The following is a 16392-nucleotide window of genomic DNA, read 5'->3' on the forward strand; positions in this document are numbered from 1 at the left end:
TACGAGCGCATTTCGTCGCCGCGGTGCCTTTCGGAACCTGTGGCGGAGCCGCGGTGATCTCTCGAGTAGCCTCATTCTCGCTGCGCGGTCCGCCGGCCAGGGCTGGCGACATATGACTGGAATCAATGCCCGAACTTAGCCCGGACCTCTGATCGTTGCGACCATGTCGAGCGTGATATGAGCCGAGAAGACCCAGAACACTCACAATCCGACCAAAGAGAGGCAATGATGGGATTGACGATCGGGGAAATGGTTCCAGCCTTCAGCTTGCCGGCCACGGGGCAGCGGACGATCAGTTCGGACGGGCTGAAGGGACGGAAGGCGGTCCTGTATTTCTATCCGAAGGATGACACCTCCGGATGCACCGTCGAGGCGATCGATTTCCAGAGGCTCTATCCGGAGTTCCGAGCCGCCGGCACCGAGGTCGTCGGCATCTCCCCCGACGGGCTCAGGAGCCACGGCAGGTTCTGCGGCAAGCACGGGCTCGAGTTTCCGCTCGCTTCCGACGAGGAGAAGTCCACGCTCCAGGCGTTCGGCGTCTGGGTCGAGAAGAGCATGTATGGACGCAAATATATGGGCGTCGAACGCACGACCGTGTTGCTCGACTCCGACGGGCGCGTGGCCCGGATCTGGCCGAAGGTGAAGGTGTCCGGACATGCCGAGGAAGTCCTCGCGGCCGCAAAAGCGCTTTAACTTCAACGTTCCTTAACCTTAATGGGGTGTCGTCGTGCCGGATTCTACGGCACCGACACGATGCGCCCTGCCCCGCTTATTGCAAACTACGACGCGCGCCGCCGCACCAGGAGACCCGCGCGCGTCGTGACCCTGAGCCGATGGACCGTCTATTTCCTGGCGACCGGACTCGCCCTCCTGGGTGCCTGGTCGCTCGCTTCGGCTTGGTATTTCTCGTCTCGGGACAACGTCGCCCTGCGCCTCCTCGAGCGACAGGCCAGCCTCAAGCGCAGCTACGAGCAGAAGATTGCTCTACTGAGGGACGAGGCCGAGCAGGCGAGCCGCACCAGCCGCGCCGAAGTGGAGCGGCTCGAAAGCGAGGTGCGTAGTCTCCTCGCTCGGCAAGCGAACCTCGAAACCCGCCATGCGGTCATCCAGGCCCTAATCGATCGGGCCGGGTCGACCGGCCGCGGAACCGCACTCTCGGAGACTGGGACGACCGTCCCGAACTCGGCCAGCTCCTATGCTCCGGAACAACCACCCGTTCCGACGGACCCCTTCCGCCTCCGGTTGCGCTCCACAGGGCCGAACCGCACGAGCTCCCTCCCTGACCCTGCTTCGCAGGAACTCACCAAAGTACTGCAAAAGACCGCACGGGCGCTGGACGATCTCGGGGATCACCAGCTTCGTGTTCTCGGGGAACTGACGACGGCTCTGCGCTCGCAGGCTGGCCTCCTCGAGATGGCATTGCAGCGGGCCGGGATGAGGCCGACCGGGCCGGCGAAGAACTCCGGACCGGTCGGTGGCCCGTTCATTCCCCTCTCCGATCCCGATTTCACGAAGCTCAAGCTGGATGCCGAGAGCGCTGTCGCGAAAGTCCTCCGGCTTCGGCGTTCGGTCGCCTCGCTGCCGTTCGGGACTCCGGTCGCCGCCGAAGTCGATCTTTCGAGTGGCTACGGCTACCGGGTCGACCCCTTCACGCGTCTGCCGGCGGTCCATTCCGGTCTCGATTTTCGCGCCGAGTCAGGATCTCCGGTTCACGCAACCGGCGCTGGCCGAGTCGTCGTTGCCGAATACAGTGGCGCCTACGGGAACATGGTCGAGATCGAGCACAGCCAAGGTGTCTCGAGCCGCTATGCTCATCTGTCTTCCATCGCCGTAACGGTCGGACAGCAGGTTCGGCCCGGAACCATGGTCGGGCGCGTTGGCTCGACGGGACGATCGACCGGGCCGCACCTTCACTACGAGACCAGGATCGGCGGCGATTCCGTCGATCCACTACGCTTCCTGACAGCCGGCGAGATTCTCGAGACTGCGATGGTCAAGCTTCCCTGAGAGGGAAGCCCGGCGCAGGTGATCAGTCGACGTCCGCGAATTCCTCGGTGCCGCCGTAGACCCGGTGGGCCAAGGACGCCTCCAGGAATGGGTCGAGTTCGCCGTCGAGCACGTCCAGTGGGCTCGTCGACTGAACGCCCGTCCGCAGATCCTTCACGAGCTGATATGGTTGCAGCACATAGGAGCGGATCTGATGTCCCCACCCGATATCGGTCTTGGCGGCAGCATCCGCATTGGCCTTCTCTTCCCGCTTCTGGAGCTCGAGTTCATAGAGGCGGGCTCGAAGCATGGACCAGGCGGTCGCACGATTCTTGTGCTGTGAGCGCTCCTGCTGGCACGCGACCACGATGCCGGTCGGGATGTGGGTGATACGGACGGCCGAGTCCGTCGTGTTCACGTGCTGGCCGCCGGCCCCCGACGAGCGGAACGTATCGATCCGGCAATCCGACTCCTTCACCTCGATGTCGATACGGTCATCGACGACGGGGTATATCCAGACGGATGCGAAGCTAGTATGCCGCCGGGCATTCGAGTCGAAGGGTGAGATGCGCACCAAGCGGTGAACGCCCGACTCGGTCTTGAGCCAGCCATAGGCATTGTGTCCCTTCACCAGGAGCGTTGCGCTCTTGATGCCGGCCTCTTCGCCCTCGGTGAATTCGAGAAGCTCGACCTTGTAGCCGCGACGCTCCGCCCAGCGGGCATACATCCGCTGGAGCATGGCTGCCCAGTCCTGACTCTCGGTTCCACCTGCCCCGGAATGCACTTCGAGATAGGTGTCGTTCCCGTCGGCCTCACCGGACAGAAGAGTCTCGACCTGACGGCGGGCTGCCTCGCTCTGGAGAGCACGGATCGCGTTCTCGCCCTCGTTGATCGTATCCTGGTCGTCCTCGGCCTCGCCGAGCTCGATGAGAGTCACCGCGTCCTCGAGCTCCTGCTCGAGCCTCCGGATTGAGGCGATCTGATCCTCGAGCGCGGTCCGCTCGCGCATGATCTTCTGCGCGGCATCCGCATCGTTCCAGAGGTTCGGGTCCTCGGCCGCTGCGTTCAGCTCTGCCAGACGTCGTTCTGCGACATCCCAGTCAAAGATGCCTCCTCAGCAGCCCGACTGACTGCTTGGTCTCTTCTACGAGGTGTTGAATTTCCGCGCGCATGAGTCTCGGAACGTGATGGAATGGCGGGGTGCTTAGCACGCCCGCAAAGAGTGTAAAGGACCGCTGCTGACCGGGTGTCAGTACAATCCGCCTGTGCCTGCACCGACGGCCCGCTCCGCATCCGGCGAAACACCAGCTTGGGCGTCGACCCCGACGACGGAGTAGCTGTCGGGCGGCGCCGTCCCGGGCTTGAAGGCCTCCAGGATCACGCTGCTTCCTTCACCACTACCCGCCCTGAGTCCGGAGGCCCGGTTGACCCGGACCAGCTTCGTGCCCGGCGGGATTCGGAACGGCGTCGCGGGCTTGTCCTTGAGCGCCATCTGCATGAAATCGCGGAACACCGGTGCGGCGTATTGACCGGCCGTAGCGGAACTACCGAGCGATTGCGGCTTGTCGTAGCCAAGATAGATGCCGACCGCGAGGTCCGGAGAGAAGCCGACGAACCAGACGTCCTTCGCGTCGTTCGTCGTGCCGGTCTTGCCGGCGAGGGGCTTACCGACAGCCTTCACGACCTGGGCCGTTCCCCTCTGAACGACACCTTCCAGGATCGACGTGATCTGATAGGCCGTGATCGGGTCCAGCACCTGCTCGCGCGTCTCGTCGAGCTTCGGTTCGGGCTGCCCATCCCATTTCTCGGCGTCACAGTTCGCGCACTTGCGGTCGTCGTGGCGATAGATCGTGCGGCCGTGGCGGTCCTGGATGCGGTCGATCAAAGTCGGCCTGATCCGGCGGCCGCCATTGGCGAACATCGAATAGGCAGCAGTCATGCGCATCACGGTCGTCTCGCCCGCACCGAGCGACATCGACAGGACCGGCAGCATGTCGTCGTAAACCCCGAACCGGCGAGCGTACTCGGCAATGAGGGGCATGCCGACATCTTTCGACAGCCGGACGGTCATCAAGTTCTTCGAGTGCTCGACCCCATAGCGCAGGGTCCGCGGGCCGGTCGACTTCCCGTCATAGTTGCTGGGCGACCAAGCCTCCTGCCCCGGCCCCATATCGATCGTGATGGGGGCATCGAGGATGATGCTCGATGGCGTGTAGCCGTTGTCCAGGGCCGTTGCATAGACGAACGGCTTGAAGGACGAGCCCGGCTGACGAAGCGCCTGCGTCGCACGGTTGAACTCGCTCTGGTCGAACGAGAACCCTCCAACCATAGCGTGCACGCGCCCCGTGAACGGATCCATGGCGACGATCGCGCCGGAGATCTCGGGCACCTGCCGCAGACGGAACTGTCCCTGCTTGCCCTCCAGCGGTTCCACGTAGACGACGGCGCCGGGAGTGAGGACCTGGACCAGACTGCGCCGGGTCCATTTGACGCCATCGGCTGTGACGGTGCCGTATTCGCGTTCCCGGGCCACCTGCCCCGAGGCTTCCTTCTTGGGCTGCAGGCCAATCTTCGCCTGTCCGCCAGAAACGTCGAGCACCACCGCAAGGCGCCAAGGCTGCACGTCGCCGAGAGCAGGAACCTCCGCCAGTGCGAGCCCCCATTCCCTTCCAGTCATGTCGAGCTTCTGGACCGGGCCACGCCAGCCCCGTGCCTCATCATAGCGGACGAGACCGTCGACCAAGGCTTTTCGGGCCATCGCCTGCATCTTCGGGTCGAGAGTGGCGCGGATCGACAGACCGCCCTCGTAGAGCTTCTGTTCGCCGTATCTTTCGGCGATTTCGCGGCGTACCTCCTCGGCGAAGAAGCCCGAAGCGATGGAGTTCGGGGAGACCACCCGTGGATTGACGACGAGCGGCTCCTTCTTGGCCTTCTCGGCCTCGTCGCTGCTGACGTAGCCGTTCTCGACCATCCGGTCGATCACCCAGTTCCTGCGCTCCACCGCGGCCTGCGGCTGCCGGAAGGGGTGATAGTTGTTGGGCGCCTTCGGCAAGGCAGCGAGATAAGCAGCCTCGGCCAGCGTAAGCTCGTGCACGGACTTGCCGAAATAGTTCAACGCGGCGGCCGCGATGCCGTAGTTGCTGAGGCCGAGATAGATCTCGTTCAGATAGAGTTCGAGGATGCGATCCTTCGAGAAGGTCGCCTCCATGCGCAGGGCGATCAGCGCCTCACGAATCTTTCGCTCGTAGGTGCGCTCGTTGGTCAGCAGGAAGTTCTTGGCCACCTGCTGCGTGATCGTGGAGGCGCCCTGCTCCCGCCGCCCCCCTGACCGGAAGTTGGCGACGATGGCCCTGACGATGCCTTCGGGGTCGATGCCGGAATGGCGGTAGAAGTTCTTGTCCTCGGCCGAGATGAAGGCGGAGATCACGAGTTTGGGAACCGCCTGGATCGGGAGGTAGAGCCGGCGCTCGCGGGCGTATTCCGCCAGCAGTCCGCCATCCGCTGCGTGAACGCGACTCATCACGGGCGGCTCATAGTCCGCGAGCTGTGCGTGGTCCGGCAGATCCTTGGAATACTGCCAGTAGAAATAGCCCAGCGCTCCGGCGCCGATGAGGAACAGGATTGCCCCGACGCTGAACAGGAACCCGAAAAACCTCAGGATGATGCGCATCCGCAGAAATCCAATACCGCGCGTGTCCTCGCGCTCGCTGCCGTCATGCTCTGCGAACGTCGACCCTGCCCGAACGGCACACCAAGGCCGCCCTAGGATAGAGCAGGAATCGCGCCCCCGCTCTGCCTATCCACATCTTCTATGGTGAAACTGCGGCAGTTCCACCCTGTGCGAACCGTGGCGCGAAAAACAGATCGACCGCGGATGTCATTGCGTCGGTGGCGCGATCCCGCCACTCATCCGATATTAGGAGGTCGAAATCCTTCCGGCTAGAGAGATAGCCGAGCTCCACCAGGACCGAAGGCACATCGTAGGCGCGCAGGACGCGGAATCCCGCCTCGCGGTGCGGGTTCTTGTTGAGCCGGGCGACCGTATCGAGCTCATGAACCAGCCGCTTCGCAAATCCGTGCGAGAAGACGCGGGTCTCGCGGCTGGTTAGATCCTGCAGAATCCCGGCGACCTCCTCTCCCAGATTGTCGGTGGATTCCACGCCCGCGGCGGTATCCGCCTGGTTCTCGCGATCGGCCAGGAGAGCCGAGTCGGCGTCCGACGCGCGTTCGGACCCGGTATAGACGGTGAGCCCTCTGACCTCGGCTCCTCCGGAGATCGAGTCTGCGTGGATCGACACGAAGAGGTCGGCCCTGGCAGAGCGTGCGAGGCGGACCCGATCTCCCAAGGGGATGAAAACGTCCCGGTTGCGGGTCATCAAAACACGATACCTGCCAGTGGCTTCGAGCTTTTTTTGGAGCTTCTGGGCGAAGCTGAATACGATATCCTTTTCGAACATGCCCGCCGAGGCGGTGGCGCCGGGATCCACTCCGCCATGGCCGGGATCGAGCATGATGACGGGACGGCGATCTTCGGGCTCCGCCAATACCGTTTCTACGACGGGCGGCCGAAGGATCGGAGCACTCTCCGCAACCGCTCGCCGGAAAGGTTCGCGCTCGGTTCGGGTCAGTTCCACGACGAGCTTGGCCGTGCCGGACCTGGGGTCCTTTTCCGTATCCAGCCGGGACACGGAGGCGGGTTGAGCGAGATCGATGACGATCCGTGAGCGCGCGGGCCCGAACAGACCATATCGGAAGGAGGAGACGAGACCTTCCCGTCGCCGCCCGATCTCTGCCGGCAACCTGAACGTGACCTCCGGGAGCTCGATGATGACGCGGTCCGGACGCTCCATATACGCGACCCTCGGCGCCACTGGCCGAGACAGCGCAATCGTGAAGCGCGTCCGACCGGACTCGACCGCGACATCGATTGCCGCGGCAATCGATGCAGCCTCCGAGCGCACAGGCGTGGATGGCGCCAACAGGAATACAGGCGCCGCCGCAAGGGCCAGCATGAAGGCCATCACTCTGGGGAGCCGTGGTGACGTCAGGTGGAGCATAGCCTCTCGGGTCGACTGGCGGCCTCCTCCTAACCGATACGATCCAGATGGTTAACGAACTCCTGAGGCGGCGACACGATCCACTCCCAACCGTGGCGGGACAGCCACACTGTGCAGATCTGACGCAGATCTTGCCAAAGGGCCGATGGGCTCTGTAATGAAACAGATCCTCGTCCGGATGGCCGATTCCGGCGGGCGTCTCGGGAGACGGTTGTGTGGACCGATTCCAGGCCCCTGCTGTTCAAAACGGCGTCCCTGCGGGCGAGCATCATCTGACGGCGCTAGGCCGTCGCCGATCGCCGGCATCACCGGCGGATCGATTTCGAGAGGGCAGGATTGGATGGGAGCGCCTCCGGAGTCATTCGTGACTTTCGTGACCGCATCATCCCCTGTGCGCAGCGAGCGTGCTTTCCGTTTGCGGGCGGCCGGACTCGCGTCGGGTGCGCCCCGTCCCGTTCAGCCCTGGATACCTAACCCGAGCGCGCCCTCAGACGGCGCGCCGTGGCGTTCATCGGCACCTGCGAGGCGCCTTCCGCTCCCTGCGCGAATACGTCGGGAACATACCCCGCCTCCATCTCATCCCCACGTGAGGTCCTGCCGATGATCGCCCTGTTGAGAGTTCATCATGGCGAACAAAATGCTTATCGATGCCTCCCACCCGGAAGAGACCCGGGTCGTGGTGGTGCGCGGTCAGAAGGTCGAAGAATTCGATTTCGAGTCAGCTAGCCGCCGACAGCTCCGCGGCAATATCTATCTCGCAAAGGTCACGCGCGTCGAACCGTCTCTCCAGGCGGCCTTTGTCGAATATGGCGGCAACCGGCACGGTTTCCTCGCCTTCAGCGAAATCCATCCGGACTATTACCAGATCCCGGTCGCGGATCGGCAGGCGCTGCTCGAGGCGGAAGCAGAGGCCGCCCGCGATGAGGAACGGGCCGAGGAGCGCAAACGGCGGCGCGGCTCCAAGCCGAAGAGGGCGCGTGCCGACGAAACCGTGCGCCAGGACGCGCCGGCAGGGACCGATGGCGAGGTACCGGTCCCCGGAGAGTTCTTCGATGCGCCGGTCCCTCAGGAATTCCGCGCCGCGGATTCCACGGAACTCGGCGGGCAGGATGGTCTGGCGGTCGAGCCGGCGCCCGAGATCTCCACTGAGGAGTCGCAGGCCGTTGCGCTGATCGATGCTCCCGCGGAAGAGTCCGCGGCCGTCGAGCCGGAGGCGGAGGCAAGGAGCGAGGACGACCGCGCCGAACCGGAGCCGGCCCACGAGTATGGCGAGGTCGAAGCACATCACAGAGAGGCCAGCAGCGAGGCAGAGGAACTCTCCGCCGGAATTGAAGCGCGGTCCGTCAACGAGGATGAGCAGAGCCTCGATGAGGCCGAGGACGATTCCGAGGATGATGAGGCGGAGGACGCCGAGAACGGCGAAGAGGACGAAAGCGACGCCGAGGACGGCGAGGAAGCCGTCGAGCAGGTAGGCGGAGGAGATGCGCTCGAGGACGTTCCCGAGCGGCCTCGCCAGCCCCGGCGTCAGTACAAGATCCAGGAAGTCATCAAGCGCAGGCAGATCCTGCTGGTGCAGGTCGTCAAGGAAGAGCGCGGCAACAAGGGTGCTGCGCTCACGACGTATTTGTCATTGGCCGGCCGTTACTCTGTCCTGATGCCGAATACCGGTCGAGGCGGCGGCATATCGCGGAAGATCACCAATGCAGCGGACCGGAAGCGGCTGAAGGAGATAGCGCAGGAACTCGAAGTTCCAGAAGGGATGGGGATCATCCTCCGGACTGCGGGTGCATCCCGCACCAAGCCGGAGATCAAGCGCGACTTCGAATACCTGATGCGCCTCTGGGAGAGCGTTCGTGAGCTCACGTTGAGTTCGACGGCGCCGGCCTTGGTCTACGAGGAAGGCTCGCTGGTCAAGCGGGCGATCCGCGATCTCTACAACAAGGACATCGACGAGGTCATCGTCTCCGGTGAAGAGGGATACCGCGAGGCCAAGGACTTCATGCGCATGCTCATGCCGAGCCAGGCGCGGATCGTGAAGCCCTACCGTGACCCGCATCCCCTCTTCGCTCATTACGGCGTCGAGGCGCAGCTCGATGCGATGTTCTCGAATCACGTCACCCTGAAATCGGGCGGCTATCTGGTCATCAATCCCACCGAGGCGCTCGTCTCGATCGACGTCAACTCCGGGCGGGCTACGCGTGAACACAACATCGAGGACACGGCCCTCAAGACGAATCTCGAGGCCGCGGAGGAGATTGCGCGGCAACTCCGGTTGCGGGACCTCGCGGGCCTGATCGTCATCGACTTCATCGATATGGAGGAGAAGCGGAACAACCGTGCGGTCGAGAAGAAACTGACCGAGTGCCTGAAGAACGATCGAGCACGCATCCAGCTCGGACGGATTTCCCCATTCGGCCTGCTCGAGATGTCACGGCAGCGCATCCGCACGGGCGTGCTCGAATCCTCCACGATCCCATGCCCGCATTGTGCCGGCACCGGATCGATTCGCTCCACTCCGTCGGTTGCGCTTCACATCCTGCGCTCCGTCGAAGAGATGCTGATCCGGAGTGCCTCCCACAATCTCGTGGTGCGTACCCGTCTCGAGGTTGCCTTCTACATCCTCAACCAGAAGCGCACGCACCTGCGCAACCTCGAGACGCGCTTCGGCGTGACGATCTCCGTCACCGCGGACGAGAGCCTGGGCGGCACGACCACCTTTGCCGTCGACCGTGGTGAGCCGGCCATTCGGGTGGAAACCCGTGCGCCAGCCACCGGTGTTCAGATCGACACGATTCTTCCGATCGACGAGCCGTACGAAGAGCTCGATTCGGAGGAGGACGAAGAGGATACCGGTAGCGACGAAGAGCTCGTCACGAGCGAAGAAGCCCAGGGCGCCGAGCACGACGGAGAAGAGAGCGGCCGCCGTCGCAGACGCCGCCGTCGCAGGCGCGGACGCGGTGAGCGCGAGATTCACGCTGACGAGCGGACCGAAGGTGAGTCGCACGAGGAGGCAGCGCAGGAAGGTGACGAGCCATCCGTCGAGCGTGAGCCGTCCGAAGAAGGCACGCGTCACGCGGAAGGCTCAGATGAGAGGAACGGACGCCGGCGGCGGCGTGGACGGCGTGGAGGGCGCGGCGGGAATGGGCGCGACTTCTTTGCAGGCGCGCCCGAGAGCCCGGCCGAAGGCCAAGGGGAAGAAGTCCAGCTACAGCAGATCGGAGAGCAAGAGGCTCCGACCGCTGGGGAGGAGCAGGCAGTGCCTGAGCTCTCTCCAGTCCCGGCTGGGGAGAATGCACCTCAGTCTGCCGGGGAGCCCGAACTGCCGGCCGAGATCGGTGCAGCAGCTTCGACCACATCAGCCACGGAAGCAGAGCCCATATCTCCGACAGCTCCGGAGCCCGCTCCCGAGCCGGTTGCGGTCGTGCTGACTCCGCCTGACCCCGATCGACCCAAGCGGGCCGGCTGGTGGTCACGTGCAAAGTCGGTGCTCGGCGGCAGCTGACCCAAACTCTCCGCGACAGCGATACGATCGGGCCCGTGACACGGGCCCGATCCAGTTGAGGGGCTGTCGGCCCGGCTTATCGGAGCCAATTCTTCAGCCGGATCACGGCCTCTCGGCAATCCGATTCTGACCCGGCGAAGGACAGCCGCAGATGATGAGCGCCCTCGAGCGGATCGAAGTCTAGCCCCGGGGTCGCCGCAATGCCCGCCTCGTCCAGCATCCGCGCGCAGAAGCCGGCCGCATCGTTCGTGAACCGTGCGATATCGGCGTAGATGTAGAAGGCGCCATCGACGGGATGGATCTCCGTGATCCCGAGATGCGGCAACTCGTTTAGCAGGATCGCCCTGTTGCGGGCATAGCCGGCTTTGATGCTTTCGAGTTCCTCGGTAGCCTCGAAGCTCGCGGCCGCCGCAACTTGCGACAAATACGGGGGCGAGATGTAGAGATTCTGCGCGAGCCGCTCGATGGGACGGACGAGCCGGTCGGGTACGACCATCCAGCCGATACGCCACCCGGTCATGCAGAAATATTTCGAGAACGAGTTGATGACCACCGCGTCGTCATCGACCGACAGTGCCGTCGAGGCCGGGCGATCATAGGTCAGGCCATGATAGATCTCGTCTGACACGAACCAGACGCCGTGCGCTGCGCAGTGCTTGGCGAGCCGCGCCATTTCGTCTGTCCCAATCATCGTGCCCGACGGATTGGCAGGGCTCATCGCCAGCACACCGTGGAGAGGCATTCCAGAGCCGGCCCGCTCGAGCGCCTCCACCGTCAAGGCGAAGCCATCTTCCGGGCGGAGCGGAACGGTAACAGGCTCGAGATCGAGTGCCTGCAGAATATTTCGATAAGCAGGATAGCCGGGCGCGGTGATTGCAACGCGCTGGCCGGCATCGAAGAGGGTTAGGAAGGCAAGGACGAAGCCCGCCGAGGAGCCGGTCGTCACGACGATCCGCTCGGGCGACACGGAGACGCCATAGGTCTCGCGATAATGCTGCGCGATCCGCTCCCGGAGGGCCGGGAGGCCGAGCGCCTCGGTGTATCCGATGGCTCCGCGGTCGAGGGCAGCCTTGGCGGCCTCGCGGACGATCCGCGGCGCCGCAGCGGAGGGCTGGCCCACCTCCATGTGGACGATGGCCTCGCCTTGCCTTTCTTTCGCCGCGGCTGCGCTCAGAACATCCATGGCGAGGAACGGCGCGACGCGAGAAAGGCGACCCGCAACGGCCGGTGGATTATGTGACGGAGGAATGCTCATCTGCGGCTCGTAGCTCGTGAGCCGCTCTTCCTCAAGGCAATGGGACGGATGCATACGGAGCCGTGATTTGACGCGATCCCGGCCGGGAAGGTAACCGGAGGAGCATGATGTCTGAGCCTACTCAGGGACACCTGCGCCGCAGAGTTCCCCCAAGCCGGATCGTCGGTCTCGCGGTAGCGTTCGTTTCGGCGCTGGCGATACCCGCTTCCGCTCAGCAATCCGGACAGGAACGCCGAGGACAGAGCATCGTTCGGGATGCCGAAACGGAGGACCTGCTCAGGGATTACGCCGTACCGATCTTCCAAGCCGCGAAGGTCAATGCGAAGGCGACGAAGATCATTCTCGTGAATGATCGCTCCTTCAACGCTTTCGTCGCGAATGGGCAGAAGATCTTCATCAACGTCGGAGCGCTGCTCGATGCGGAGACGCCCGGTGAGGTGATCGGCGTGATCGCCCATGAGACCGGCCATATTGCGGGTGGACACCTTGCACGCCTCCGCCAGCAGGTTGCGAATGCGAAAATCCTCTCTGTCATTGGCATGCTTGCTGGAGCGGGCGCGATGGTCGGCGCAGCGAATTCTGGCAGCGGCGTCGGGAATACCGGCACGGGCGCCATGGGCATTCTAACCGGGGGACAGGAACTCGTCCGCCGGAATCTGCTCGCCTACCAGCGCTCCGAGGAGCAAGCCGCGGACGCCGCAGCCTTGCGTTACCTCGCGGCGACGGGGCAATCGCCACGGGGAATGCTGACGACCTTTGCACGGTTCGCCGACTCGGGCCTGTTCCGATCGCGAGCGGTCGACCCGTATCTGATTTCACATCCGCTCCCCAGCGAGCGCATCAGCCAGCTCGAGCGCCTCGCCAAGCAGAGCCCGCATTTCGGACGGAAAGACTCTCCCGAGCTCCAGGCCCGCCATGATCTCATGCGCGCCAAGCTCGCCGGATTCGTCGAGCGTCCGGACACGGTCCTGCGGCGATACCCGCCATCGAATACCAGCGCACCGGCACGCTATGCCCGCGCGGTCTTAGCCTATCGCAGCGGCCGCCTCTCGGAAGCGCTCGCTGCGATCGACGGGTTAGTCGCAGAGCAACCCTCGAATGCCTATTTCCATGAGCTTAAAGGCCAGGCTCTTCTCGAGAGCGGCCGGGCGCGGGAAGCAGTTGCGCCGCTTCGCCGGGCGGTTTCGCTCGCGCCGGGTGGGATCCCGATACGGGTCATGCTCGGCCAGGCTCTGCTCGCAACGGGAGATGCCGATGCCGCGATCCGGGAACTCAGCATCACGACGCAACGCGAGCCGGAATCTCCCGACGGGTTCCGGTTCCTGGCAATGGCTTATGGACGGAAGGGCGATATCGGCCGCGCCGAACTGGCATCCGCGCAAGCGTTCTTCAACTCGGCCGATCTTCGCAATGCCCAGACCCAGGCGAGCCGCGCCATGGCGAAGCTGAAACCGGGCTCCCCGGCCTATCTGAAGGCCGAGGACATCCTCAACTACCGCCCTTCTCAAGACAACTGATCTCATCCCGGAAAGCCATCATGCGCGCCCAGACGCTCAAAAAGACCTTCACCGCCCTCGGCCTCCTGCTCTGCCTCGGAACGACTGCCGGCGCGCAGAGCTCCCTCTTCAGCGAACAGCAGCGCAAGGCCATCGGCGAGATCGTTCGGGAGTATCTCGTCCAGAACCCCGAAGTTCTCCAGGAGGCGCTCGCGGAACTCGAGAAGCGTCAAGCCGAGGCGCAGCGGACCGCGACCCTCTCGGCGCTGCGCGATTCGAAGGACACCCTTCTGAACGCACCGCACTCGATCGTCGCGGGTAATCCGCAAGGAGACGTCACGCTCGTCGAGTTCTTCGACTACAACTGCGGCTACTGCAAGCGCGCCCTCGCTGATGTGCGTGGGCTGGTAAAGGGCGATCCGAAGCTGCGGCTCGTCATGAAGGATTTCCCGGTCCTCGGTCCGGACTCCGTCGAGGCCAGTCGCGTCGCGCTGGCGGTGAAGAATCAGATCTCCGGAGACAAGCTGTTCGACTACCACGTCCGGCTGATGGAGACCCGTGGTCGCGTGAACGGGGAGAAGGCGCTGGCGCTCGCCAAGGAGATGGGACTCGATGTGGCTCGCATCCAGAAGGACATGGAGAGCCCGGCCATCCTTGCAGCCCTTCAGGAGAATGTTGCCCTCGGCGACAAGCTCGGCCTGACCGGGACTCCGGCTTTCATCGTCGGCGAGGAGATCATTCCAGGCGCAGTCGGGGCCGAGCCGCTCCGGCGGGTCGTGGCCGGCGTTCGTCAGTGTGGCCGAGCGACCTGCTGAGGGCATTCGGAGCCCGCTCCTTACAGGGCAAGCCCTTCTCTCCCAGGCCTTTACGGAAGGCATCGATCCGGCCGGACTCCGACGCCCTGCCGGCTTCCTCTTTCGCACTTGGCGTGTTTTGGCTAAGACGGCGCGCCGGTGCAGCCCGGCGGAGCCTTCTCATCGCCGGCCGCGATCGCCGTTCTCAAGTCCGACGGAGCCGGTAACGCCGAGACGCTGGACGCGTTCGAGGTGATGCGGTGGATGCAGCCGTCGTGAACTGCGATCGGAAGTCGGCGACCTGTCGGCTCGCTTCCAGCACTTTGCAATCAACGGTGTACGGGCACGCGAAACTCAATGCCTAAAGCCAAGAAGGACAGGGCGTTCCCCATGGCCAACGAACATCCGATCGACCCCGAGCTCGTTCGCGAGCTCGCGACCCTCATCGCAGAAACCAATCTGACCGAAATCGAGGTCGAGAAGGGCGATCTTCGGATCAGGGTCGCGCGTGCGCCAGCACCCGCCCAGATCGCAGTGCCGGTTCAGATGCCGACCGCTGCGCCCCCTGCTCCTGCTGTGCTCCCCGTCTCGGTCGCGGAGCCGGCGCCCATTGGCGCGAAATCTGCAGCAGCCCACCCGGGAGCCGTCGTCTCGCCGATGGTCGGAACGGTCTACAGGCGCCCGTCTCCGGACGCGAAGCCGTTCGTGGACGTCGGCTCGCGAGTTGAAGCCGGCGACAGGGTGGTTCTCGTCGAAGCGATGAAGACGTTCAACGAGATCACGGCGCCCCGAGCAGGCATCGTGACGGCCATCTTCGTTGAGGACGGGCAGCCAGTCGAATATGGCGAGCCGCTGCTGCTGATCGAGTAAATAATGTTCGACAAGATCCTGATCGCGAACCGGGGCGAAATCGCTCTTCGCATACTCCGGGCAGCCAAAGAATTGGGCATTGCCACGGTCGCCGTGCACTCGACGGCCGATGCCGACGCGATGCATGTCCGCCTCGCCGACGAGAGCGTCTGTATCGGCCCGCCGCCGGCACGGGACAGCTATCTGAACGTCGCTGCGCTGATCGCCGCCTGCGAGATCACGGGAGCCGATGCGGTTCATCCGGGCTACGGCTTCCTCTCGGAGAACGCACGTTTCGCAGAAGTCCTCAAGGACCATCGCATCACCTTCATCGGGCCGAAGGCGGAGCATATCCGCATCATGGGCGACAAGATCGAGGCGAAGCGGACGGCGCGTCGCCTCGGAATCCCATGCGTCCCCGGCTCTGAGGGCGCCGTGACGGACGAGGATGAGGCGAGGCGTATCGCCCGCGACATGGGATATCCCGTTCTCATCAAGGCAGCTGCCGGCGGCGGCGGACGCGGCATGAAGGTCGCTCGCAACGACAGCGAACTCGGTTACGCGCTCGCCACTGCACGAACCGAGGCGAAGGCAGCATTCGGCGACGATGCGGTCTATATCGAGAAGTATCTCGAGAAGCCGCGTCACATCGAGATCCAGGTCCTCGGCGACGGCAAGGGCCACGCGGTGCATCTCGGCGAGCGCGACTGCTCGCTGCAGCGGCGTCACCAGAAAGTCTGGGAGGAAGGCCCCTCCCCGGCCCTGAACGCCGACATGCGTGACCGCATCGGCGGTACCGTCGCGAAGGCGATGTCCGAGTTGCAATATCTCGGCGCCGGCACCGTGGAGTTCCTGTTCGAGAACGGTGAGTTCTACTTCATCGAGATGAACACGCGGATCCAGGTCGAGCATCCGGTGACCGAGATGATCACCGGGATCGATCTCGTCAACGAGCAGATCCGCGTTGCTGCCGGCGCGCCTCTATCGGTGCGGCAGGAGGATATTCGCATCGAAGGGCACGCCATCGAGTGCCGGATCAATGCGGAACATCCAACGACTTTCAGGCCGTCACCCGGAACGATCAGCTATTTCCACCCGCCGGGCGGGCTCGGCATCCGCGTCGATTCGGCTGCGTATCAGGGCTATCGCATCCCGCCGCACTACGACTCGCTGGTCGGGAAGTTGATCGTGCATGGCAGGACGCGCAACGAGTGCCTTATGCGCCTGAGGCGCTCGCTCGACGAATTCGTCGTCGACGGGATCGATACGACGCTGCCGCTTTTCCGCACGCTCGTTCGCAATCCCGACGTGCAGAACGGCGACTACGACATCCATTGGCTGGAGTCTTTCCTCAAGACAGGGGGACTCGAGGAAAACTGACCGGCGGGCATCCCTCGCGCTGAGGATTGGAAACGGCGTCTTCCCGTCAATTCACGTGGCGGAGAATGCTCCG

General features: G+C 64.1%; 11 protein-coding genes. 7 read left to right on the plus strand and 4 right to left on the minus strand.

The genetic code is table 11. The features are described 5' to 3' along the window. The first annotated feature begins 228 nt into the window (after positions 1–228). Complete coding sequence (locus BN1233_RS19680; protein ID WP_046865485.1) at positions 229–693, plus strand: peroxiredoxin; 465 nt, start codon at positions 229–231, stop codon at positions 691–693. A 126-nt stretch (positions 694–819) separates the two neighbouring features. Further along, positions 820–2007 (plus strand): M23 family metallopeptidase, encoded by a 1188-nt coding sequence (locus BN1233_RS19685; RefSeq protein WP_048707360.1) that lies wholly within the window; start codon positions 820–822, stop codon positions 2005–2007. Positions 2008–2029: 22 nt separating this feature from the next. On the opposite strand, the gene prfB is transcribed toward BN1233_RS19685, so the two are convergent. From prfB to BN1233_RS19700, 3 genes are all read right to left on the minus strand, one after another. Continuing rightward, a protein-coding gene (gene prfB, locus BN1233_RS19690) for a peptide chain release factor 2 (protein WP_147707392.1) occupies positions 2030–3158 on the minus strand; the annotation gives its coding sequence in 2 pieces (ribosomal slippage) (positions 2030–3088 and positions 3090–3158; 1128 coding nt in all). 77 nt (positions 3159–3235) lie between these two features. Next, entirely contained in the window at positions 3236–5656 is a 2421-nt protein-coding gene (locus BN1233_RS19695) for a penicillin-binding protein 1A (RefSeq protein ID WP_046865289.1), read from the minus strand. A 139-nt stretch (positions 5657–5795) separates the two neighbouring features. Beyond that, a complete protein-coding gene (locus BN1233_RS19700) occupies positions 5796–7043 on the minus strand; it encodes an N-acetylmuramoyl-L-alanine amidase (RefSeq protein WP_046865290.1) in 1248 nt (415 codons plus the stop codon). A gap of 625 nt (positions 7044–7668) precedes the next feature. On the opposite strand from BN1233_RS19700, the gene BN1233_RS19705 reads away from it, so the two are divergent. After that, on the plus strand, positions 7669–10545 hold the full coding sequence (locus BN1233_RS19705; RefSeq protein WP_046865291.1) for an Rne/Rng family ribonuclease: 2877 nt from the start codon (positions 7669–7671) through the stop codon (positions 10543–10545). 76 nt (positions 10546–10621) lie between these two features. Here BN1233_RS19705 and BN1233_RS19710 read toward each other — a convergent pair whose 3' ends face one another. Next, the gene (locus tag BN1233_RS19710; protein WP_046865487.1) at positions 10622–11800 is read right to left on the minus strand and encodes a pyridoxal phosphate-dependent aminotransferase; all 1179 of its coding nucleotides are present in this window, start codon (positions 11798–11800) and stop codon (positions 10622–10624) included. Positions 11801–11904: 104 nt separating this feature from the next. Between BN1233_RS19710 and BN1233_RS19715 the strand changes: the two genes are divergently transcribed. The 4 genes from BN1233_RS19715 to accC all read left to right on the plus strand — a co-directional run bounded on the left by BN1233_RS19715 (position 11905) and on the right by accC (position 16319). Then, complete coding sequence (locus BN1233_RS19715; protein WP_147707393.1) at positions 11905–13317, plus strand: M48 family metalloprotease; 1413 nt, start codon at positions 11905–11907, stop codon at positions 13315–13317. Positions 13318–13337: 20 nt separating this feature from the next. Next, entirely contained in the window at positions 13338–14111 is a 774-nt protein-coding gene (locus BN1233_RS19720) for a DsbA family protein (protein WP_082145548.1), read from the plus strand. A 369-nt stretch (positions 14112–14480) separates the two neighbouring features. Continuing rightward, positions 14481–14960 carry an acetyl-CoA carboxylase biotin carboxyl carrier protein gene (gene accB / locus BN1233_RS19725; RefSeq protein ID WP_046865293.1) on the plus strand — a complete coding sequence of 160 codons (480 nt, stop codon included), beginning with the start codon at positions 14481–14483 and terminating at the stop codon, positions 14958–14960. Between the two features lie 3 nt (positions 14961–14963). Continuing rightward, entirely contained in the window at positions 14964–16319 is a 1356-nt protein-coding gene (gene accC, locus BN1233_RS19730) for an acetyl-CoA carboxylase biotin carboxylase subunit (RefSeq protein ID WP_046865294.1), read from the plus strand. The last annotated feature ends 73 nt before the right edge of the window (positions 16320–16392 follow it).

The sequence above is a fragment of the Microvirga massiliensis genome, from assembly GCF_001006805.1.
In the GTDB taxonomy this organism is placed as follows: domain Bacteria; phylum Pseudomonadota; class Alphaproteobacteria; order Rhizobiales; family Beijerinckiaceae; genus Microvirga; species Microvirga massiliensis.

Bases quoted from the DNA above. Each gene is read 5' to 3' on its own strand.
- BN1233_RS19695 (WP_046865289.1), bottom strand. From the start codon at position 5,656: ATGCGCATCATCCTGAGGTTTTTCGGGTTCCTGTTCAGCGTCGGGGCA.
- accC (WP_046865294.1), top strand. From the start codon at position 14,964: ATGTTCGACAAGATCCTGATCGCGAACCGGGGCGAAATCGCTCTTCGC.
- BN1233_RS19705 (WP_046865291.1), top strand. From the start codon at position 7,669: ATGGCGAACAAAATGCTTATCGATGCCTCCCACCCGGAAGAGACCCGG.
- BN1233_RS19710 (WP_046865487.1), bottom strand. From the start codon at position 11,800: ATGAGCATTCCTCCGTCACATAATCCACCGGCCGTTGCGGGTCGCCTT.
- BN1233_RS19680 (WP_046865485.1), top strand. From the start codon at position 229: ATGGGATTGACGATCGGGGAAATGGTTCCAGCCTTCAGCTTGCCGGCC.
- BN1233_RS19715 (WP_147707393.1), top strand. From the start codon at position 11,905: ATGATGTCTGAGCCTACTCAGGGACACCTGCGCCGCAGAGTTCCCCCA.
- accB (WP_046865293.1), top strand. From the start codon at position 14,481: ATGGCCAACGAACATCCGATCGACCCCGAGCTCGTTCGCGAGCTCGCG.
- BN1233_RS19700 (WP_046865290.1), bottom strand. From the start codon at position 7,043: ATGCTCCACCTGACGTCACCACGGCTCCCCAGAGTGATGGCCTTCATG.
- BN1233_RS19720 (WP_082145548.1), top strand. From the start codon at position 13,338: ATGCGCGCCCAGACGCTCAAAAAGACCTTCACCGCCCTCGGCCTCCTG.